This window comes from Gluconacetobacter diazotrophicus PA1 5 (assembly GCF_000021325.1).
GTDB classification, from domain to species: Bacteria; Pseudomonadota; Alphaproteobacteria; order Acetobacterales; family Acetobacteraceae; genus Gluconacetobacter; species Gluconacetobacter diazotrophicus.
This window is the reverse complement of sequence record NC_011365.1, coordinates 468,160-488,569: the sequence shown is the minus strand read 5'-3', so window position 1 is coordinate 488,569 and position 20,410 is coordinate 468,160. Positions and strand designations below refer to the sequence as shown.

The 20,410-nt window shown below is 69.0% G+C and carries 16 protein-coding genes; 14 read left to right on the top strand and 2 right to left on the bottom strand.

The window, feature by feature from the left end; all coding sequences use genetic code 11:
* Window positions 1-37 precede the first annotated feature (37 nt).
* The 7 genes from argS to serS all read left to right on the top strand — a co-directional run bounded on the left by argS (window position 38) and on the right by serS (window position 7,159).
* Entirely contained in the window at window positions 38-1,831 is a 1,794-nt protein-coding gene (argS, locus tag GDIA_RS02240) for an arginine--tRNA ligase (RefSeq protein WP_012553123.1), read from the top strand.
* Window positions 1,828-2,754: an SPOR domain-containing protein gene (locus GDIA_RS02235; protein WP_012553122.1), complete on the top strand. Its 927-nt coding sequence runs from the start codon at window positions 1,828-1,830 to the stop codon at window positions 2,752-2,754. The genes argS and GDIA_RS02235 overlap by 4 nt, the downstream gene beginning before the upstream one ends.
* Window positions 2,755-2,859: 105 nt before the next feature.
* Entirely contained in the window at window positions 2,860-3,669 is an 810-nt protein-coding gene (locus tag GDIA_RS02230) for a segregation and condensation protein A (RefSeq protein ID WP_231854330.1), read from the top strand.
* A complete protein-coding gene (gene scpB, locus GDIA_RS02225; RefSeq protein WP_012226070.1) occupies window positions 3,666-4,361 on the top strand; it encodes an SMC-Scp complex subunit ScpB in 696 nt (231 codons plus the stop codon). Before GDIA_RS02230 ends, scpB begins: the two co-directional genes overlap by 4 nt.
* Before the next feature lie 104 nt (window positions 4,362-4,465).
* Window positions 4,466-5,047 carry a Sec-independent protein translocase protein TatB gene (gene tatB, locus GDIA_RS02220; RefSeq protein ID WP_012553120.1) on the top strand — a complete coding sequence of 194 codons (582 nt, stop codon included), beginning with the start codon at window positions 4,466-4,468 and terminating at the stop codon, window positions 5,045-5,047.
* A gap of 80 nt (window positions 5,048-5,127) precedes the next feature.
* Complete coding sequence (tatC, locus tag GDIA_RS02215; RefSeq protein ID WP_012226068.1) at window positions 5,128-5,892, top strand: twin-arginine translocase subunit TatC; 765 nt, start codon at window positions 5,128-5,130, stop codon at window positions 5,890-5,892.
* On the top strand, window positions 5,885-7,159 hold the full coding sequence (gene serS / locus GDIA_RS02210) for a serine--tRNA ligase (protein ID WP_012226067.1): 1,275 nt from the start codon (window positions 5,885-5,887) through the stop codon (window positions 7,157-7,159). The genes tatC and serS overlap by 8 nt, the downstream gene beginning before the upstream one ends.
* On the opposite strand, the gene GDIA_RS02205 is transcribed toward serS, so the two are convergent.
* Window positions 7,146-9,593, bottom strand: coding sequence for a helicase-related protein (locus GDIA_RS02205; RefSeq protein ID WP_012553119.1), 2,448 nt, complete (start codon window positions 9,591-9,593; stop codon window positions 7,146-7,148). The genes serS and GDIA_RS02205 overlap by 14 nt on opposite strands.
* A 203-nt stretch (window positions 9,594-9,796) precedes the next feature.
* On the opposite strand from GDIA_RS02205, the gene GDIA_RS02200 reads away from it, so the two are divergent.
* Both GDIA_RS02200 and gorA read left to right on the top strand, forming a co-directional pair.
* Window positions 9,797-10,675 carry a ferredoxin--NADP reductase gene (locus GDIA_RS02200; RefSeq protein ID WP_012553118.1) on the top strand — a complete coding sequence of 293 codons (879 nt, stop codon included), beginning with the start codon at window positions 9,797-9,799 and terminating at the stop codon, window positions 10,673-10,675.
* 18 nt (window positions 10,676-10,693) lie between these two features.
* On the top strand, window positions 10,694-12,094 hold the full coding sequence (gene gorA / locus GDIA_RS02195; protein WP_012226064.1) for a glutathione-disulfide reductase: 1,401 nt from the start codon (window positions 10,694-10,696) through the stop codon (window positions 12,092-12,094).
* A 108-nt stretch (window positions 12,095-12,202) separates the two neighbouring features.
* On the opposite strand, the gene GDIA_RS02190 is transcribed toward gorA, so the two are convergent.
* Window positions 12,203-12,595 carry a hypothetical protein gene (locus tag GDIA_RS02190; protein WP_012553117.1) on the bottom strand — a complete coding sequence of 131 codons (393 nt, stop codon included), beginning with the start codon at window positions 12,593-12,595 and terminating at the stop codon, window positions 12,203-12,205.
* Between the two features lie 322 nt (window positions 12,596-12,917).
* Between GDIA_RS02190 and GDIA_RS02185 the strand changes: the two genes are divergently transcribed.
* From GDIA_RS02185 to GDIA_RS02165, 5 genes are all read left to right on the top strand, one after another.
* Window positions 12,918-14,330: a class II 3-deoxy-7-phosphoheptulonate synthase gene (locus GDIA_RS02185; protein ID WP_012226062.1), complete on the top strand. Its 1,413-nt coding sequence runs from the start codon at window positions 12,918-12,920 to the stop codon at window positions 14,328-14,330.
* A 22-nt stretch (window positions 14,331-14,352) separates the two neighbouring features.
* Window positions 14,353-15,534 (top strand): nicotinate phosphoribosyltransferase, encoded by a 1,182-nt coding sequence (locus GDIA_RS02180; protein ID WP_012226061.1) that lies wholly within the window; start codon window positions 14,353-14,355, stop codon window positions 15,532-15,534.
* A gap of 26 nt (window positions 15,535-15,560) precedes the next feature.
* Window positions 15,561-15,962 carry a hypothetical protein gene (locus GDIA_RS02175; protein WP_012226060.1) on the top strand — a complete coding sequence of 134 codons (402 nt, stop codon included), beginning with the start codon at window positions 15,561-15,563 and terminating at the stop codon, window positions 15,960-15,962.
* Window positions 15,963-16,026: 64 nt separating this feature from the next.
* On the top strand, window positions 16,027-17,358 hold the full coding sequence (gene gltX, locus GDIA_RS02170; protein ID WP_012553116.1) for a glutamate--tRNA ligase: 1,332 nt from the start codon (window positions 16,027-16,029) through the stop codon (window positions 17,356-17,358).
* 38 nt (window positions 17,359-17,396) lie between these two features.
* The gene (locus tag GDIA_RS02165; RefSeq protein ID WP_081434691.1) at window positions 17,397-20,096 is read left to right on the top strand and encodes a CRISPR-associated helicase/endonuclease Cas3; all 2,700 of its coding nucleotides are present in this window, start codon (window positions 17,397-17,399) and stop codon (window positions 20,094-20,096) included.
* The last annotated feature ends 314 nt before the right edge of the window (window positions 20,097-20,410 follow it).

Sequence of the window (20,410 nt, the reverse complement as noted above, 5' to 3'; positions counted from 1 at the left end):
GGCCCCTGGCGCCGGCCTTTTTGGGAAGCCGCATCGCATGTCCGACAGCCTGTTCGTCCGCTATCTCTCGCATGTGCGCGACGCCTTGCGACGGATCGTCCCGGACCTGCCGGACGAGGTGGCCGCGCGTGTCGAACTGACGCCGACGCGCGACCCCGCCCATGGCGACATGGCGACCAACGCCGCCCTGCTGGCGGCGAAGATCGCCCGCCGCCGCCCGGCCGAGATCGCCGCCGACCTGGCGGCGGCGCTGGCCGGGGTGCCGGGCGTGGCAAAGGCCGAACCCGCCGGCCCGGGATTCGTCAATGTGACGCTGGATGCCGCCGTGCTGCGCTCGATCGTGCCGGCGGTGCTGGGCGCCGGGGAGTCCTACGGCGATGCCGCGCTGGGGCAGGGGGTGCGGGTCAATGTCGAATATGTCTCGGCCAACCCGACCGGGCCGATGCATGTCGGCCATTGCCGGGGGGCCGTGGTCGGCGACGCGCTGGCCAACCTGCTGGCCAAGGCCGGCTACGGCGTGACCAAGGAATACTACATCAACGATGCCGGGGCGCAGGTCATCGCCCTGGCCTGGGCCACCTACTGGCGCTACCTCCAGGTCATCGGCACGACGATGGGGCAGGAGGAGTTCGCGGCCCTGGTGCCCGGCGGCATCCAGTACGGCGGCGACTACCTGGTGCCGGTGGGCCGGGCGCTGGCCGAGGCGCACGGCACCGCCCTGGCCGAACCCGGTGCCCAGCCCGCCGCGCCGGAACATTGGCTGCCCACCGTCAAATCCTTCGTCGTGGCGCAGATGATGGCCATGATCCGGCAGGACCTGGACGCGCTGGGCGTGCGTCACGACGTCTTCACCAGCGAGGCGAAGATCCTGGCGGACGGCATCACCGACCGGGCCATCGCCCGCCTGGACGCGCAGGGCCTGCTGTACGAAGGCGTGCTGGAACCCCCGAAGGGCAAGCTGCCCGAGGATTGGGAGGCGCGGCCCCAGACCCTGTTCCGGTCCACCGCGTTCGGTGACGACGTGGACCGGCCGCTGCGCAAGTCGGACGGATCGAACACCTATTTCGCCAACGATATCGGCTATCACGACGACAAGATCCGGCGCGGCGCGGACCTGCTGATCGATGTCTGGGGCGCCGACCATGGCGGCTACGTCACCCGCATGAAGGCGGCGGTCAAGGCGCTGGGCAAGGACGGCGGAACGGTCGATTTCGACGTGCTGCTGTGCCAGATCGTGCGCATCGTCCGCGACGGCCAGCCGGTCCGTATGTCCAAGCGCGCCGGCACCTTCGTCACCCTGCGCGACCTGATCGACGAGGTCGGGCGCGATGCGGTGCGCTTCACCATGCTGACGCGCAAGGCCGACGCGCAGATGGAATTCGACCTGGACCAGGTGGTCGCCCAGACCCGCGACAACCCGGTCTTCTATGTCCAGTACGCCCATGCCCGCTGCCGCTCGGTCCTGCGCGCGGCGCAGGAGATGCTGGGGGCGCAGGACGTGGCCCCCGCGACCCTGGCCCAGGCCGCGCTGGACGGAATCGAATCCGACGCCGAACTGGCGCTGCTGCGCCGAATCGCGCAATGGCCGCGCACGGTCGAAGGGGCCGCGCAGGCCCATGAACCGCACCGGATCGCGTTCTATCTCGGCGAGCTGGCGGGCGACTTCCATACCTTGTGGAATCGCGGCCGCGATGATGCGACATTGCGCTTCCTGCAGGAAGACGACCTGGCCGCAACCCGGGCGAAGCTGGCGCTGGTCGAGGCCACGGCCACGGTGATCCGGTCGGGCCTGGCGGTACTGGGCGTTACGCCGGTCGAGGAAATGCGATGAACGAGTCTGCCCCGTCCGACCCCACCGGCCGCGATCCCCATGAGGATCGCCTGAGCCGCGCCCGCGAACGCATGAGCGCGGATTACGACGACGACACCCCGCCGCGCGCGTCCGGACGCGGCGATGGCGGACGGCCCGCCTGGGGCCGTCCGCGCGTGTCGGTGGGCGGCCTGATGGACGGGCTGCTGGGGTCCGACCCCATGACGCGGCGCCTGGCATACGGCGCCGCCGGGCTGGGCGGCCTGCTGGTGCTGGCCATCGGGGGCTGGGCGCTGATGGGGCATCATCCCTCGGGCATTCCCGTGCTGGGGCCGCCGCCGGGTCCGGTACGGGTGCGGCCCCTCGATCCGGGCGGCATGCAGGTCCTGGGCGCGGAGGCCCCGACCGGCGATGACGGTGCCGTGGCCCGTCTGGCCCCCGGTCCGGAACAGCCGCGCCCCGACCAGCTTGCCGAGCAATATGGGCAGAAGCCGGCTGCGCCCGCGCCCATACCCGCGGCACCCGCCCCCGCGCCGGTGGCACCCGCACCGGCAGCGCCAGCAGCGGCACCGCCGGTAACGGCAGCGCCCGTGCCGTCCGCGCCGCCGGCATCCACCGCCGCGCCCCCGGCCGACACCGCATCCACTGTGCCGGCCCCCTCGACGCCGCCCGCTCCGGCTCCGGCGGCGCCGCTCGCCGGCCGTTACGGCGTGCAACTCGCCGCCCTGGATTCGCAGGCGGCGGCGGAGAAGGAATGGGCGCGGCTGGTGCAGCATGATCCCGACCTGTTCGCCGGCCACGCACCGATCATCGAGCGGACCGAGCGCAATGGTGCCGTGTTCTTCCGGCTGCGCACGCGCGGCTTCGCCAGCATCGCGCAGGCGACATCGTTCTGCCAGCATGTGCGGCTGAACGGCCTGGCCTGTACCCTGGCGGGCTTCTAGGACCCGGCCATGCAGCCGGACGCGGTACAGGGGGGGGCGGCCGTCGGGCCGGGCGGTCAGGATGGCGGGCTGCCCGATGGCCTGCCGGGGGGCCTGACCGCGCCCATGCTGCGCCTGGAGGGGTTCGAGGGACCGCTGGACCTGCTGCTGGAACTGGCGCGGGCGCAGAAGGTCGACCTGGCACGGATTTCGATCCTGCAACTGGTCGAGCAATATCTGGCGATCGTGGAATCCGCCCGGCGCATCCGCCTGGAACTGGCGGCGGACTGGCTGGTGATGGCGGCGTGGCTGGCCTGGCTGAAATCGCGCCTGCTGCTGCCGGCCGAGGAGGGCGAGGCCGTCGATGCCGAGGAAGCGGCCGAACTGCTGCAGGCCCGGCTGCTGGAACTGGCGCGGATCGGCCGGGCGGCGGAATGGCTGGCGGCGCGGCCGCAACTGGGCCGTGACGTCTTCGCCCGGGGCGAGCGCGAGGACCTGACGGAAATCGATCGCTCGGGTCTGGCGCTGGACCTGCCCCAACTGATGGGCGCCTATATGGCGGCCATGCGGCGCGGCGCGCGCAAGCGCGTCTATCAGCCCCGGCGGCTGAATTTCTGGACGGTGCAGGATGCGCTGGCCCGCCTGCACCGCCTGCTGGGCACCGACATCGTCCCCGGCACCGGCTGGTGCGATCTGGGCGCGTTCCTGCCGGACTCCGGCCCGGGCCTGGATGGCGGGGACGAGGACGAACGGCTGCGGCTGCGCCGGGCCGCGATGGCCGGCACCCTGATCGCCGGGCTGGAACTGGCGCGCAGCGGCAGCATCGAACTGCGCCAGGACGAACAGTTCGGCCGGATCATGCTGCGCCCCTGCACGGCCGACGATGCGGCCGAGGACGCGGGCGAGGATATGGACAGGATGGACGCGGCGGAATGACCGACACACCCCTTCCCGAAACCACGGTCCGGGCGGACCCCGCGTCGGTGCGGCTGGTCGAGGCCCTGATCTTCGCCAGCCCCGACCCGGTGTCCGAACGCGCGATCGCCGAACTGCTGGAGGCCCAGGGCCAGGTGCCCGCCGACATCGATGACCTGGGCGCCTATGTCCGCAGCGTGATCGACGCGGTGGTGGCGCTGTATGACGGAAGGGGCGTGGCGCCGGTGCTGATCGCCGGGGGCTGGCAGTTCCGCACCGCCGCCGACCTGGCCCCGCGGCTGACGCGGGTGCTGCACCGCCCGCGCCGGCTGGCCCGCGCGACGCTCGAAACCCTGGCCATCATCGCCTACCACCAGCCCTGCACCCGCGCGGAAATCGAGGAGATCCGCGGCGTCTCGCTCAGCCAGCAGGTGCTGGACACCCTGCTGGAAGCCTCGCTGATCGTCCCGCGCGGCCGCAAGGAGGTACCGGGACGGCCGATCCTGTGGGGGACGTCGGCCGACTTCCTGCGGCATTTCGGCCTGCGCGACCTGCGCGACCTGCCCCGGCGCGAGGAACTGCTGGTGGACGTGCCGGATAACCCGGTCCTCAACCCGGCTCCCAATCCGGCCCCCGGCCCGGCCCTTGACCCGGCGGTGTCCCCGCCGGCCGCGACGACTCCCCAGGCGGTTTCCGATGCGCCGCCGACGTGATACGTCTCCAGTCCCCATCAGCCGGTCCTGATTCATCCGCTCGCCGAGTTCGTCCATGTTCCAGCACACGCCCGTGATGCGCCTGCCGCTGGCCGGTCCCGCCCATGTTTGATTTCGCATGGTCCGAGATGGCGGTGATCGGCGTCGTCGCCCTGCTGCTGATCGGCCCCAAGGACATGCCGGTGGCGATCCGCACGGTGACCGGGCTGATCAAGAAGGGGCGCAAGCTGGCATCGGAATTCCAGTCCCATGTGGACGAGATGGTGCGCGACGCGGACCTGACCGAGGCCCGCGACCAGCTCAACCGCATGCGGCGCCTCAATGTCCGCAACCAGATCATGCAGGCGATCGACGGCGACGGCACGATCCGGCGCACGATCGAGGAGTCGCCGCTGGACGGCACGCGCGCCGGCCCGGCCGACCTGTCCGGCTTCGATCCCGGCGGCCTGCACGAGTACGGGTACGCGACGCCGGTCGCGTCCTATGCCGAAACCGCCTTTCCACCGGCCCCGGACGCCGGGCCGCCGCCCGCCTTGCTGCCGCCGTCGGTCGCGCGGCGGCTGGCGGCGGAGCGCGCGCGGCTGCACCCGCCCGCCTTCCTGCCGCCGGTGCGGGTGATCCACGGCGCGCGGCGCGTGTCCGTGACCGCGCCGGACGTCGGGGCCCCAGCACCCCATCGCGGATAGGGGCCGATGGATATTCCAAGCCGGGAGACACGATTCTGAACGACGATCCGATCAACGCCGATCCGATCAACGACCAGCCGATGCCGCTGCTGGACCATCTGGTCGAACTGCGCCGCCGCCTGCTGTGGTCGGCGGTGACGTTCGGCCTGTGCTTCCTGCTGTGCTATCATTTCTCGGCGCGGATCTATCTGTTCCTGGCCCGCCCGCTGGGCGACGTGATGCGCGCGCAGGGCGAACAGCCGCACCTGATCTATACCGCGTTGTACGAGGCCTTTTTCACCTACATCAAGGTCGCGATCTTCGGGGCGGCCTTCCTGTCCTTCCCGATGGTCGCCATCCAGGTCTGGATGTTCGTCGCCCCCGGGCTGTATCGCAGCGAAAAGCGGGCGTTCCTGCCCTTCCTGGTCGCGACGCCGGTCATGTTCGTCATGGGCGCGGCGCTGGCCTATTATTTCGTCTTCCCCTTCGCCTGGAAGTTCTTCCTGTCGTTCCAGACGGCGGACGGGCAGGACGGGCTGCAGATCCAGCTTCAGGCCAAGGTGTCGGAATACCTGGCGCTGGTGATGAAGCTGATCATGGCGTTCGGCGTGGCCTTCGAACTGCCGGTGGTGCTGACCCTGCTGGCCCGGGTGGGCATCGTGACCGCCGACACGCTGAAACGCTTCCGGCGCTATGCCTATGTCGGGGCCTTCGTGATCGCCGCCATCCTGACGCCTCCGGACGTCATCACCCAGACCGGTCTGGCGGTGCCGCTGATCGGGCTGTACGAAATTTCCATCTTCTGCGCGCGGCTGGTCCAGCCCAAGCGCGCCGACGATGCCGATCAGGAGAACCGAGATGCATGATCTTCGCGCCCTGCGCGCCGATCCGGCCGCCTTCGACGCCGCCCTGGCCCGCCGGGGCGAGGCCCCCGCCGCGATCCATATCGCCAGCCTGGACGAGGACCGGCGGGCCGCCGTGACCGCGCTGCAGGACAAGCAGGCCCGGCGCAAGAGCCTGTCGAAGGAAGTCGGCGCCCTGCGCCGCACCGGGGAAGACAGCACGGCGCTGGAAGCCGAGGCCGTGCAACTGCGCGAGGACATCGAGAAGCTGGAGGTCCTGGTCCGCGAACTGGATGCCGAAATCCGCGACTGCCTGGTGGTCCTGCCCAACCGGCTGGATGACGGCGTGCCCGAGGGCGCGGACGAATCCGCGAACGTCGTCGTCCACCAGGTCGGCGAGCGGCGCGACTTCGCCTTCCCCCCGCGCGAGCATTTCGCGCTGGGCGAGGCGCTGGGCCTGATGGATTTCGAAACCGCCGGAAAGCTGTCCGGCGCGCGCTTCGTCGTGCTGCGCGGCGCGCTGGCGCGCATGGAACGCGCGCTGGGCCAGTTCATGCTGGACCTGCATGTCCAGGAACACGGCTATACCGAAACGGCGGTACCGGTCCTGGTGAACGAGGCCGCGATGTTCGGCACCGACAAGCTGCCCAAGTTCGCCGACCAGTCCTTCCGGACCGAGGACGGGCGCTGGCTGATTCCCACGGCCGAGGTCCCGCTGACCGCCAGCGTCGCGGGCGACATCCTGCCGGCGTCGGCGCTGCCGCGCCGCATGGTCGCGCTGTCCTCGTGCTTCCGCAGCGAGGCCGGGGCCGCCGGCCGCGACACGCGGGGCATGCTGCGCCAGCACCAGTTCCAGAAGGTCGAGATGGTGTCGATCACCGCGCCCGGGGACAGCGACGCCGAGCATGAGCGCATGACCCGCTGCGCCGAGAAGGTGCTGGAACGGCTGGGCATCCCGTATCGCCGCATGCTGCTGTGCGCGGGCGACACCGGCTTCGGCGCGGCCAGGACCTTCGATCTCGAAGCCTGGCTGCCCGGCCAGGATGCGTGGCGCGAAATTTCGTCCTGCTCCACCACGCGCGATTTCCAGGCGCGGCGGATGAATGCGCGCTACCGCCCGGCGGACGGTGCCGGCCCGGAATTCGTCCATACGCTGAACGGCTCGGGCCTCGCCGTGGGACGCACGCTGATCGCGGTGATGGAAAACTACCAGAACGCCGATGGCAGCATCACCGTGCCGCAGGCGCTGCGCCCCTACATGAACGGGCTGGCGGCCATCAGCGCCCGCTGACGGAATGTCGCGGGGGGCCTTTGCCGCCCCTGTTGCCGTTCCTGCCGCCGCCCTTGCGGTGCCCCCGTCCGGGGGCATGCGGGGGCTGTCCGGGACGGGGTTCCTCTCCGCCCGCGCGGCTGCGGCTGCTCTGCTGGCGCAGCACGTCCTCGATCCAGTCGTTCAGGCGGGCGGTCGCGTCCTCGGCATCCTCGCGGGCCGGATAGGCGTCGGGGAAGCGCAGCGACAGCCACCGCCATGCGACCAGCCGCTTGTGCCGCTTTTCCGCACGTTCCAGTTCGATGCGCTCGGCGCGGTCGGGCGGGGGCAGGCGGCCCGGCCCGGGCGGCACGACCGGCCGGCCGGCGGCATGGTCCGCCGCCCAGTGGATCAGCCGCTGGATGCCGTTGTCGCGGTCGTCCACCGGGCACATCGCATAGACCCAGCGCTGCGCCAGGCTCAGGCCCGACACGCCTTCCAGGGCGGTGGCGATGGCGAAGGCCTGTTCCATGTTCGCCAGGCGGTAATTCGGGTCGTCGGGGCGCAGCACGGCGCGGCGGATGCGCGCCAGCACGCCGAACAGGCTCTCCGACCCGATTTCCGCCGCCACGGCCTGGATGATGTCGGCGTCGGGCTGCACCTGCGGGCGCAGGTCGGCCAGTTCGGCCGGCGGGGCCGCCATCATGGCGCGGATGAAGGATGCGCTGCCCGCGCCGGCCAGCACCGCGACCACGCCCTGTTCGTGCTTGCCGTAGCGGCCGGCGCGCCCGCCGATCTGCTTGACCTCCTGCGCGTTCAAATCGCGGGTCTGCGTGCCGTCGAACTTGCGCAGCGCGGTGAAGATCACCCGGCGGATCGTCAGGTTCAGCCCCATGCCGATCGCGTCGGTGGCGATCAGGATATCGGCCTCGCCGTCATTGAAACGCTGCGCCTCGGCCCGCCGCACCTCGGGGCTCAGCGCGCCATAGACGACGGCGACCCGCCGCCCGCGCGCCAGCAGCGCCGCGCGCAGGTCCAGCACCTCGCGGCGCGAGAAGGCGATCAGCGCGTCATGCGGCTTCAGATCCTGCAGGCGCACCGGCTCGCTGGCCGTCACCAGCGGTCCCTTGCGTTCCAGATGCACCTCGTCCAGCGGGTCGCCGCACAATTCGGCGATGCGGCGCACCATCGGAATGCAGTCGGGCGCGCCCAGCACGAACAGGTGCCGCGCCGGCGCCCCCATGATCGCCGCCGTCCACGCCGCGCCGCGATCGGGGTCCGACAGCATCTGCGCCTCGTCGATCATGGCGACATCGACGGGGTTGTGCAGCGGGCACATCTCGACCGTCGCGGCCAGGTGGCGGCTGCCGGGAATGTCGATCCGCTCCTCGCCCGTCGCCAGCGACGTGGGCACGCCGCGCGCGGTCAGGGCCTCGCGGAATTCATGGGCCAGCAGGCGCAGGGGCGCCAGCGCCATGCCGCTCTCGGCGCGCGCCAGGGCCTCCAGCGCGGTATGGGACTTGCCGCTGTTGGTGGGGCCGGTGACCAGCGTGATCCGCCGCTTCAGGGCCCGCGCGGTCTTGAAATGCGCAGCATAGCGGTCCAGCGCCGCCACGCGGGCGATCACTGCATTGCCGACCTTGCGCGTGCCCGGGTCAGGCACCAGCGGGGTCGCGACACCGGGCAGGCCGCCCCGCCATTCCGGCAGCCGGGCGCGCAGCGCCACCAGTTCGCGCGGGTCGAATTCCCAGCGTTCGGTGCCGTTGGGCTGCGGCACGCGGCGTGCGACCGGCAGCCGGTTTTCGGCAATCCAGCGCAGGGCCTCCTTCTGCGAACAATGCAGCAGGCGGGGCACCTCGCTGAACGCGACCAGGCTGTCTTCCCATTCGCGCAGCCGGCGGACTTCCTCGCGCCGGCGGGCACGGGCCGCCTGCTCGATCGCGTCCTGTTCTTCCTGGCGGGCGTCGGCGGTGCGCCGCACCGCTTCGACGAAGCCCGTGGCCGCGTCCAGGCCGAAGGCCGCCGCCACCGCGCGCGACAGCGTCTCGGTCTCGGCGGGCGACAGGACGCGGCCGGTGCCGTCGAACAGGTCGGCCCGGATCGTTTCCAGCGCCGCCTCGGGCGTGGGGGCGGTGGCGCGCAGCCGCGCCCGCACCACTTCGCCCAAGGCGCGCAGCAGGCTTGCGTCGTCGGGCTCGGGGTCGTCGATCGTGGCCGCCGCCGCCTCGGTGTCCGCGCGCGTCACCCAGACCTCGCCCGCGCGGCGGGTCAGGTCCATCAGGCGCGACCCCCACGGCTTGCGCCGCACGGCACACAGGGCGGCGCGGAAGGTGGCGGCGTCGACACGGTCCTGTCCCGGTGCCAGGGCGCGGGCGACGGTGCGCTCCAGCTTCGGCAGCTCGCGGGTCTCGATGGCCAGGCCGGTTTCGGCGATGGCGGCGTCGACGGCGTGACGGGCGGGGGATTCGGATGTCATATCCGGTATGTGCGCCATTCAGCGCCCCGGAACAACGGGTCCGCGCCGGCCAGACCTGCTCCGGCCTCAACCCTCGGATAACGGTTTTGTGCTGGCATCGGGGGCGTCGCGCGCTTAAACATCTGTCCCTCTTGCACGAACGGGGCGTCTGCCGCGGGTCGTGGCATATGCGAACCCCAGCCCTGACGGGAGAGTTTGACGTCATGTCCGATACGTTGACCATGCCAGCCACCGAGACCGTCCCCACCGGTCTGGAGCCCGTACCGGGCGAGGCGGGCGTGTATCATCTGGCCGAGCCGACCAAGACCTACGGCCACCTGAACGCCGAGACGGTGCTGACCGTCCATCACTGGACCGACCGGCTGTTCAGCTTCACGACGACCCGCGACGCCGCCCTGCGGTTCGAGAACGGACAGTTCGCCATGATCGGCATCGAGGTCGAGGGCAAGCCGCTGCTGCGCGCCTATTCGATCGCCAGCGCGAATTACGAGGACCAGATGGAATTCCTGTCCATCGCGGTTCCGGACGGCCCGCTGACCTCGCGCCTGCGCCACGTCAAGCCGGGCGACAAGGTGCTGATCGGCCGCAAGCCCACCGGCACGCTGCTGCTGGACAATCTGCGCCCCGGGCGCAACCTGTATTTCCTGTCCACCGGCACTGGCCTGGCCCCGTTCATGAGCCTGATCAAGGACCCGTCGGCCTATGAACGGTTCGACCGCGTGATCCTCAGCCACACGGTGCGCATCTCGGGCGAACTGGCCTATGCAAACCATATCCGCCACGAACTGCCGCAGCACGAATTCCTGGGCGAGGATGTGTCGGGCAAGCTGCTGTATTATCCCGCCGTCACGCGCGAACCCTTCGCCGTTACCGACCGGATCACCAAGCTGATCGAGACGGGCAAGATCTTCACCGACCTGAACATCCCGGAACTGGACCCGGAGCATGACCGCGTCATGATCTGCGGTTCGCCCGAAATGCTGGCCGATACCGAGGCGATGCTGGTCGCCCGCGGCTTCGATGAGGGCAACAATTCGACCCCCGGCGCCTATGTCGTCGAGAAAGCCTTCGCCGAACGCTGATCCAGCCGGGACCGATCCATGACGTATGATTTCGACCTGTTCGTCATCGGCGCGGGGTCGGGCGGCGTGCGCTGCGCGCGCATCGCCGCCGGCCATGGTGCCCGTGTCGCCGTCGCCGAAAACCGGCACTGGGGCGGAACCTGCGTCAACCTGGGGTGTGTCCCCAAGAAGCTGATGGTCCAGGCCAGCGAGTACAACGACCTGGCCCGCGACAGCCATGGTTTCGGCTGGAACATCGCCCCCGGCCACCATGACTGGGCGGCGCTGATCGCGGCCAAGGACCATGAAATCAGCCGCCTGAACGGCATCTATGTCTCGCTGCTGGAAAAGGCCGGGGTCACGCTGTTCACCGGCACAGCCCGGTTCGAGGACGCACATACGCTGGTGATCGGCCCGGGTGCGCTGGCGCCGGACGCGCCGGTCCGTCGCGTGACCGCCGAACGGATCGTCATCGCCACCGGCTCGGCCCCCGACATGCCGTCCCTGCCGGGGATCGAACATGCGATCTCGTCGGACGCGGCCTTTCACTTGGAATCCCGGCCGCAGCGGGTCTGCATGGTGGGCGGCGGGTATATCGGCATCGAATTCGCCGGCATCTTCCGGGGGCTGGGGTCGGAGGTCGACCTGGTCTACCGGCAGGACCTGCCGCTGCGCGGCTTCGACCAGGACATGCGGCACGGCATTCACGACGCCATCGCGGCGCGGGGCATCCGCCAGCATACGGGACGGTCGCCCGTGTCGATCCAACCAGTGGGCGACGCCTATGAGGTCCGGCTCGATGACGGATCGCACGTCATCGCGGATTGCGTGTTCTTCGCCACCGGGCGCAGCCCCAATGTCGGCGCGTTGGGGCTGGACCATGCCGGCGTGGACACCGTCGCCGGCGGGCGGATCGTGGTGGACGGCACGGGCGAGACCAATGTCGAGGGCATCTACGCCATCGGCGACGTCACCAACCGGCTGAACCTGACCCCGGTCGCGATCGCCGAGGGCCACAGCCTGGCCGACCGCCTGTTCGGCACCGGCCACCATCCGCGAAGCTGGTCGCTGGCCACGACGCCCAAGGCGGTCTTCTTCTCGCCCCCGCTGGCCACCGTCGGACTGACCGAGGAAGAGGCCGCCCGCGACGGTATCGTGGATATCTATCTGGCGCGCTTCACGCCCATGCGCCACACGCTGACGGGCCGGGCCCGCAAGACGATCATGAAGCTGGTGGTCGACCAGGCGACGCAGAAGGTGGTGGGCGCGCACATGATCGGCGACGACGCGCCGGAGATGATGCAGGGCCTCGCCATCGCGGTCACCGCCGGCCTGACCAAGGCCGATTTCGACCGCACGGTCGGCATCCACCCCACCTCGGCCGAAGAATTCGTCACCATGCGCACCCGGACCCGCGTCACGGACCGCCAGGCGGACTAAACCCCGATTTGTTTTCGGCCGTGTCGGCCCGGAAACGTGGGCTGCTGAGCGAGAGCGGCCCGCAGACGCGCGCCGGATCGCCACCAGCGCGCGTTTACGGGCCAACACTCAGCGGGGAGTGACCCAGCCGTTCCCGGTGGCATCCCCCATCTGGCCCTGGCCGTAGGGACCGCTGCTCTGATAGGCGTTGCCGAACCGCGACAGGTCGCTGCCGGTTACCGCGTCGCGATGCACGTTGGCCTCGTGATCCGGATCGGGGCCATGGTTCATGTCCATCGACGGCGCGTCCTGATAGCCGGGCGGCAGGCTGCGGCGTCCCACCACGGTCTTGTCCTCGCCATGCTGCGCCTCGACCCCGTCCTGGTTCTGGGGCGGAAGCCGGTTGCCGGGCGACGAGAAGTCATCCGGCGCCGCCATGGCGCGAGAGGGCAGGGCAGGAGAGGCCAGCAGGCACAAGCCGGCCAGAAGCGGAAACAGGCCCGTGCGGAGCGTGGCTGCCATCGGTAATCCTTCCATTCGGATGCGATACGAGCATGTCATGTGTCCCGCGGTCCGTTAAGACCCCGGTTCCGCACGTCGTCCATGCGTCGCGCGGATGCGTCCCGCCGGGTCTAGCCGATTGCGGCGCGGGAATGCACGCCCGAAAAACAGGGTTGCGCGTCCGGGGTGCGTGGTGACGAAGCTCTTTGCGTTGGGTTGGATTTTTCTACATAAAGACTGCCCCCTTGTAGGTCCGGCCAGTGGGGCGCGGGTCGGGGGACATGGCGGTTGGCGGCATACAGGGGGCCGCGACCGGACGACCAGAGGAATTTAGGATACGACCATGAGTGCGACGCACAGTCACGACAGTTCTTCCCGGCAGGCCTGGACGCCGGAGAGCTGGCGGTCGTTTCCCATCCGCCAGGTCCCCGACTATCCCGACGCGGCCGCGCTGCGGGCGGTGGAGGAACGGCTGCGCCGCTATCCGCCCCTGGTCTTTGCCGGCGAGGCACGGCGGCTGAAGGCCAGCCTGGCGGCGGCGTCGCAGGGGCGCGCGTTCGTGCTGCAGGGCGGCGCCTGCGCCGAGAGCTTCAGCGAATTCACCGCCGACATCGTCCGCGACACGTTCCGCGTGCTGCTGCAGATGGCGGTGGTGCTGACCTTCGGCGCCAAGGTGCCGGTGGTGAAGATCGGCCGCATGGCCGGCCAGTACGCCAAGCCCCGTTCGTCCGGCACGGAAACGATCGGCGGCGTCAGCCTGCCGTCCTACCGGGGCGACATCATCAACGGCGCGGACTTCACGCCCGAAGCCCGCATTCCCGACCCCGCGCGCATGGAAACCGGCTATTTCCAGTCGGCGGGGGTGATGAACCTGCTGCGGGCCTTCGCCGGCGGCGGCTACGCCAACCTGCAGGAAGTCCATCGCTGGAACCTGGGCTTCGTCGAACGCTCGCCCCTGGCCGAGCGCTATGGCGTCCTGGCCGAGCGAATCGACGAGACGCTGGCCTTCATGGCCGCCTGCGGCGTCACCGGCGCCACCACGCGCCAGATGGACGAAACCGAATTCTATACCTCGCACGAGGCGCTGCTGCTGCCGTACGAGCAGGCGCTGACCCGCGTCGATTCGACCTCGGGCGAATGGTACGACTGCTCGGCCCATTTCGTCTGGATCGGCGACCGCACGCGCCAGCCGGACGGCGCGCATGTCGAATTCCTGCGCGGCGTCCGCAATCCGATCGGCATCAAGGTCGGCCCGACCACGACGATCGAGGACCTGGAACGCCTGCTGGACATCCTGAACCCGCGTGACGAGGCCGGGCGGATCTCGCTGATCTCGCGCATGGGGGCCGAGGGCGTGGGCAAGCACCTGCCGCCCCTGCTGCGCAAGGTGGTGGCGTCCGGGCGCACGGTCACGTGGTTGTGCGATCCGATGCACGGCAACACGATTTCGACCGACAACAAGATCAAGACGCGGTCGTTCGAGGCCATCCTGGCCGAGATTCGCGGCTTTTTCGACGTGTTCCAGGCCGAAAACGCCCACCCTGGCGGCGTGCATATCGAGATGACGGGGCAGAACGTGACCGAGTGCGTGGGCGGTGCCCACCGCTTGACCGAAGCCGATCTTGGTGAACGCTATGAAACCTTCTGCGACCCGAGGCTGAATGCCGAACAGTCGCTGGAAATGGCGTTCCTGCTGTCCGAGGAACTGACCGCGCGCCTGCGCGGGTCGGCGGCGAAGGGAACGGAGGCCGCATAAGAAAACGACCCACGGGGGAACGATGTCGGCAGCAGATACAGACGGGGCCTTCGGGCCGTCCCAGGCCCTGGACGACGGCACGATCAGCGCGCGGACGGACGCCTACTTCAACCGGACGCGGGACATCGTGACCCGCTTCGGCGACCGGGTCGTGACCTATGCCATGTTCATCCGCCGGCCGGTCATCTCCGCGCCCCGGCTGATGATCGACTGGCTGGACAACGTGACCCGCGCGCGCGGCAGCGCGATCACGCACGAGGTCATGTTTCCCGAAGGAACCTGGGTCGGCGCGGGCGAGCCGCTGGTCTACATCACCGGCTCGTTCGCGGCGCTGAGCGACCTGGAAACGCTGCTGCTGCAGAAGCTGGGTCCGCCCTGCGTCGCGGCGCACAACGCGTACCAGATGGCGATGGCCCTGCCCAACGTGCGCTTCCTGGCCATGGAGGCCCGGCATTGCGCCGGGTTCGAGATGCAGGAGCAGATGGCCTATGCCGCCTCGGTCGGCAGCGCCGCCGCCCGGCGCGAGGGCGCGCTGGGGTTCATCGGCGGGGCGAACGACGCCACGGCGTCCTTCTTCGGCGCCGAGCATGGACTGGGCACGATGCCCCATGCCCTGATCGGCTATGCCGGGTCCACCCTGCGCGCCGCCGAAATGTTCCACGAGACCTACCCGGATGCCGACCTCGTCGTGCTGGTCGATTATTTCGGCCGCGAGATCACGGACGCGCTGCAGGTTTGCCGCGCCTTTCCCGAACTGGCCGCCGCGGGGCGGCTGGCCGTGCGGCTGGACACGCATGGCGGCCGGTTCCTCGAAGGGCTGGACCCGGCGTCGTCCTACGCCGCGCTGGAACGCAACACCCCCGGCACCATCCGCCGCTATCGCTCGGAAACCGAACTGCGCCACCTGGTGGGCACCGGCGTCTCGGCCGCCGCGATCTGGCGCATGCGCGAGGCCCTGGACGAAGCCGGTTTCCCCAGGGTGCGGATCATCGTCTCATCCGGCTTCAGCGGCGAGAAATGCCTGGCCATGGCCGATGCCCATGCCCCGATCGACGTGGTGGGAACCGGCTCCTTCATCCCCGACCGCTGGTCGGAAACCTATGCCACCGCCGACATCGTGTCCTATGACGGCCAGGCCCGGGTGAAGGTCGGACGGGAATTCCTGCTGCGCCAGGCGCATGGCCGGGCCGTTCCACCCTCCTGATCCCTTTCATTGAACGGAAGCAGCCTTTGACCGATACACCCCCGCCCTTCGAACCCACCGAACCCACCGCGTCCGAGACCGGCTGGCGCGTGCGGATCCTGGACCTGTCCGGCGGCGCCGAGGAGGGCATCGTCGAGGATATCGGCGGTTTTCTTGACCTTGCGCATGCCAACGCCTTCGCCCGCGCCTATGTCCGCGACAGCATCGAACGCTGCCGCGTCGCCGGCGCCGCCCCGCGCGAGGTGCTGCAGGCATGGATGTCCTTCGGCGAGGATGCCGAAATCCTGGATGCGGGCGACGACGGTTGGCGTTCGGCCAACGAACTGGACGATTTCACGGCCCATGCCGCGACCCCGATGGAACGGGACTGGCGGACGATCGACCCGCGCCGCATGGTCGAGGATGACGAGGACGAGACCCCGGAATAGACCGCATCCGGCGGCCTTTCGTCGCGGCTGGTCTTTCGGGCGCGTCCGACGCATATAGGGCGGCATGAAACTCCGTTTTGCGCCCAGCCCGACGGGCCTGATCCATGTCGGCAACGCCCGCCAGGCGATTGCCAACGCCCTGTACGCGCGCCGTCACGGCGGCACGTTCCAACTGCGCATCGACGATACCGACCGCGAGCGTTCGCGCGACGAGTATGTCGATGCCCTGCATACCGACCTGGCCTGGCTGGGGATCACGTGGGACGAAACGTTCCGCCAGTCCGACCGGCTGGACCGCTATGCGGCGGCGATCGAAACGCTGAAGGCGTCGGGCCGACTGTATCCGTGTTTCGAGAGCGAGCAGGAACTGGCGTCGAAGCGCGAGGCCCGGATTCGCATGCGCAAGCCGCCGATCTATGACCGCGCGATGCTGCGCATGACGGCGGAACAGCGCGCCCAGGCCGAGGCGAACGGCAAGGTGCCGTACTGGCGCTTCCGCCTGTCGGACCGGACCGTGGCGTGGGACGACATGGTCATGGGCCGCTCGCAGGTCAAATTGCAGTCGATTTCCGACCCGGTCCTGGTCCGGGCCGACGGCACGGTGCTGTACACGCTGGCCTCGGTCGTGGACGACATGGAAACCGGCGTGACCCACGTGCTGCGCGGCGAGGACCATCTGACCAACACCGGGGTGCAGATCGACATCGCCGAGGCCCTGGGCGGAAAGGTCGGCCAGTTCGCCTTCGCCCACCTGCCGCTGCTGCTGGACGAAGCCGGGGGCAAGCTGTCCAAGCGGTTCGACGGGCTGTCGATCCGCGCGCTGCGGCAGGACGGGATCGATCCCGTCGCCATCGTGTCCTACCTGGCGCGGCTGGGCAGCGCGGACGACCCGGCGCCGCTGTCGTTCGACGACCTGGCCGCCAGCTATGACGTGCGGCGAGTGTCGCGCTCGGCGGCCCGTTTCGACATGCGGCAGCTTCTGGCCCTGAACCGGCGGGTCATGCACCAGATGCCCTTCGGCGCCATTCGCGACCGCCTGCCCGAGGGTGCGACCGAGGCGTTCTGGATGGCCGTGCGCGGCAATGTCGACATGGTATCCGAACTGCGCCACTGGTGGGACGTCGTCGGCGGCGTGATCGTGCCGCCGGTCCAGGACGATGAAGGCGCCTACCTGCTGCAGGCGCTGGCCCTGCTGCCGCCCGAACCGTGGGACGCGCAGACCTGGAAGGACTGGACCACCGCCGTCCGCGACGCCACCGGCCGCAGCGGCAAATCGGTCTTCCACCCCCTGCGCGTCGCCCTGACCGGCGAGGAAAAGGGCCCCGAAATGCGCGACCTGCTGCCCCTGATGGGCCATGACCGGGTGGCGGAACGGCTACGCATCGCCGCGCGCTGAACAGGATGCCCGCGGCGTCCCGGGCCGCGTGAGGGGCCATGGCCATGCGTTCGAACGGACTGGAATTCTTCTGGGGAAAAGCGCGTGCTGTTCCAGCGGAAGGCGCCATGATCGGGCCGGTCATGCACCCGCTCATCGCGCATATGCTCGACGTCGCCGCTGTCGCGGTCCTTCTGCCCGAAAATGCGAAGTGCGGCCTTGACCGTCGTCAGCTTGGCCTGCTGGTCGCATTACACGATATCGGCAAGCTCATGCCTGCCTTCCAGGCAAAGGTCGAAATATGCTGGCCTGAAGCCATCCTGGGGGGCTTTCCGGTAGAACTGGTCCCATGTTTTCACGATGCGGCGGGATTGGCGCTGCTGGATCTCATGGTCGATGACGTCCTTGCCGCATTGTTCGCGAACGGCCAGGACGGAAAATGTTGGCGGCTGACCCATAAACTGAAGCTTCTGCGTGCCGTCGCAGGCCATCATGGGCAGCCTGTATCGGCCCAGGACAGGAACACGCTGGCGCCTGACACGATCGAACGTGCCCGGACACTCGTCGCCCTTCTGTTCGACGTGTTCCGGCCGCCGCCTATCCTGCGTCCCGGAGATGATACGCTCAGGCGACTCGAATGGATGCTGGCGCGGGTCACTATCCAGGCGGACTGGATCGGCTCGCAACAGGAATGGTTTCCTTATGTCACGCCGGAAAGCGTGGCCGATCCATCGGGATATTTCTGGAACCACGCGCTGCCCCGGGCACAGTCGGCCATCCACCGGGCGGGGCTGGGACCGATGGTGGGGGCGCCGTTCGCGGGCACGGCCGGGCTGTTTGACCATATCCGCGAGCCCTCGCCGATGCAGGCGTTGCTCGAAACCCTGCCGGTGCCGTCCGGGCCGGTGCTGGTGGTTATCGAGGATGCGACCGGCAGCGGAAAGACCGAGGCCGCGCTGGTCATGGCCCAGAGGCTGATCGCGGCAGGACGGAGTTCGGGACTGTTCGTTGCCCTGCCGACAATGGCCACGGCGAACGCCATGTATGACCGGCTGGCGGCGGCCTATCGCCGGCTCTTCCAGCCGTCCGCGCGCCCGTCACTGGCGCTGGCCCATGGTCGTGCGCGGCTGGACGAGCGATTTGCCGCGGCATTGGCCCCCGATGACGGATCGGACGCATTCCCCGATGCCCGGATCATGGATGAAACGGCGGAAGCCTATTGCGCGGCGTGGCTGGGGAGCGAATCACGGCGTGCCCTGATGGCTCAGGTAGGGGTGGGCACGATTGACCAGGCGCTGATGGCCGTATTGCCCGTACGCTTCGCGACGGTGCGGCACGCCGGTCTGGCGGGCAAGATTCTTATCGTGGACGAATGCCACGCCTTCGATCCCTATATGCGTCGGGAAATGGTGGCCTTGCTCCGGTTCCACGCGGCAATGGGTGGGTCGGCTTTGCTGCTGTCTGCCACGTTGACGCAGCGGATTCGGCAGGAATTGACGAACGCCTTCCGAAGCGGTTTGGATACGGTAGACCCTGCGCCCTTGTCGGGCACGGCCTATCCTCTAGTCACGCTCGTCGGCAAAGCTGGGGCCGAAGAATACCCCTGCGCGTTGCGGCCTGGCTTGGCGCGTAGCATCGCTGTCCGACGCTTGGCCGACACCGATGCCGCCTCCCGCGAAGTCATCGCCGCCGCCGCCGCCGGAGCGGCGGTCGCATGGATTCGCAACACGGTGGACGAGGTGATTGCAACCGCCCGATTCCTTCGTGCGCAGGGCGTTGAGTTACTGGTCTTTCATGCGCGTTTCGCCATGGTGGACCGCCTGGCGATCGAGCGTGACGTGCTTGCGCGGTTCGGAAAGAACAAGGAAACGACGGGGCGTTCCGCCGTGCTGGTGGCTTCGCAGGTCATCGAACAAAGCCTCGACCTGGATTTCGATGTGCTCGTGACCGACCTCGCGCCGATGGACCAGGTGATCCAGCGCGCCGGGCGGTTGCGCCGCCATGACCGCATCGCACGACCTGTCGATCGGGAGGAACTGCTCGTCATATCGCCCGAGCCGGTCGCTGAACCCGATCCATCATGGGTCAGGCGCGTGTTGCCCGGAACGGCCGCGGTGTACCGCGATCCGGCGTTGCTCTGGCGGACGGCCCGGACCCTGTTCAGGTACGGACGGATCGAAAGTCCGGGAAGGATCAGGGCCCTGATCGAGGAGGCAGGTGACGCCGACGCTCCGGGCGCGGTCCCGGACGGGCTGGCGGCGGGCAGCACGGACGCGATGGGTAAAGCCCTTGCGGCCGGCTTCGCTGCAGACCGGAATGTCCTGTCGTTCGATGCAGGATACGTGGCGGACGGCGCGCTGTGGGAGCGTGAAGCCAGGACACCGACCCGGCTGGAGGATCTGCCGTACGTGACCGTCAGGCTTGCGGTCATGCAGGACGGGAGAGTGCTGCCCTGGGCCGCGAAAATCGACCCCGGCCTTGCCTGCGCGGGCGAGCATCGGCGGGCATGGGCGCTGTCCGAGGTGTCGGTGGCGCAATATCGTCTGGCCCGTTGTCCTCCTCCACCTGGTTTGGAGCGCGTCGTGGCGGCCGCGCGAGCGGAGTGGCCCCGCTGGGAACGGGAGGATGAAAGTAGCGTTCTGCTGCTCATACTTCAGAAAATGGAAGAAGGTTGGCGTGGGGCGGGGCAGATAGAGACCGGTCATGAGGTTGTGATCGGTTACGATCGGACTTATGGATTGGAGGTTGTTCCCGCATAGCGGGATGGACCGTTGTGATGGAGGCTTCGCTAGAGATAGCCACCTTTTCCCCGCTACCGCGGGGATATTTTAACATGCTGTAAAAATTGACTATCCAGCTTAGTCTGGGGAAAAAATCAAAAAACATAAGTTGTGTTCGAGTCTTCGAATATTTTTGACTTCAACCTTGAAACATGGAAAACGACAAAAGCCGCCCCGAATGGGGCGGCTGTGTGTTGTCAAGGAAAGGAGGGTGTAACGTGTGGCAATCGTTCGTTTTATCGGTATTCGCCGGCATTGCCGGTACCTCGAACGTCACTGGCGCCGGACCTGGC

What these genes read in the sequence shown, in the direction of transcription:
- argS (WP_012553123.1), top strand. Translation starts at nt 38, where the DNA reads ATGTCCGACAGCCTGTTCGTCCGCTATCTCTCGCATGTGCGCGACGCC.
- GDIA_RS02235 (WP_012553122.1), top strand. Translation starts at nt 1,828, where the DNA reads ATGAACGAGTCTGCCCCGTCCGACCCCACCGGCCGCGATCCCCATGAG.
- GDIA_RS02230 (WP_231854330.1), top strand. Translation starts at nt 2,860, where the DNA reads ATGCTGCGCCTGGAGGGGTTCGAGGGACCGCTGGACCTGCTGCTGGAA.
- scpB (WP_012226070.1), top strand. Translation starts at nt 3,666, where the DNA reads ATGACCGACACACCCCTTCCCGAAACCACGGTCCGGGCGGACCCCGCG.
- tatB (WP_012553120.1), top strand. Translation starts at nt 4,466, where the DNA reads ATGTTTGATTTCGCATGGTCCGAGATGGCGGTGATCGGCGTCGTCGCC.
- tatC (WP_012226068.1), top strand. Translation starts at nt 5,128, where the DNA reads ATGCCGCTGCTGGACCATCTGGTCGAACTGCGCCGCCGCCTGCTGTGG.
- serS (WP_012226067.1), top strand. Translation starts at nt 5,885, where the DNA reads ATGCATGATCTTCGCGCCCTGCGCGCCGATCCGGCCGCCTTCGACGCC.
- GDIA_RS02205 (WP_012553119.1), bottom strand. Translation starts at nt 9,593, where the DNA reads ATGACATCCGAATCCCCCGCCCGTCACGCCGTCGACGCCGCCATCGCC.
- GDIA_RS02200 (WP_012553118.1), top strand. Translation starts at nt 9,797, where the DNA reads ATGTCCGATACGTTGACCATGCCAGCCACCGAGACCGTCCCCACCGGT.
- gorA (WP_012226064.1), top strand. Translation starts at nt 10,694, where the DNA reads ATGACGTATGATTTCGACCTGTTCGTCATCGGCGCGGGGTCGGGCGGC.
- GDIA_RS02190 (WP_012553117.1), bottom strand. Translation starts at nt 12,595, where the DNA reads ATGGCAGCCACGCTCCGCACGGGCCTGTTTCCGCTTCTGGCCGGCTTG.
- GDIA_RS02185 (WP_012226062.1), top strand. Translation starts at nt 12,918, where the DNA reads ATGAGTGCGACGCACAGTCACGACAGTTCTTCCCGGCAGGCCTGGACG.
- GDIA_RS02180 (WP_012226061.1), top strand. Translation starts at nt 14,353, where the DNA reads ATGTCGGCAGCAGATACAGACGGGGCCTTCGGGCCGTCCCAGGCCCTG.
- gltX (WP_012553116.1), top strand. Translation starts at nt 16,027, where the DNA reads ATGAAACTCCGTTTTGCGCCCAGCCCGACGGGCCTGATCCATGTCGGC.
- GDIA_RS02165 (WP_081434691.1), top strand. Translation starts at nt 17,397, where the DNA reads ATGGCCATGCGTTCGAACGGACTGGAATTCTTCTGGGGAAAAGCGCGT.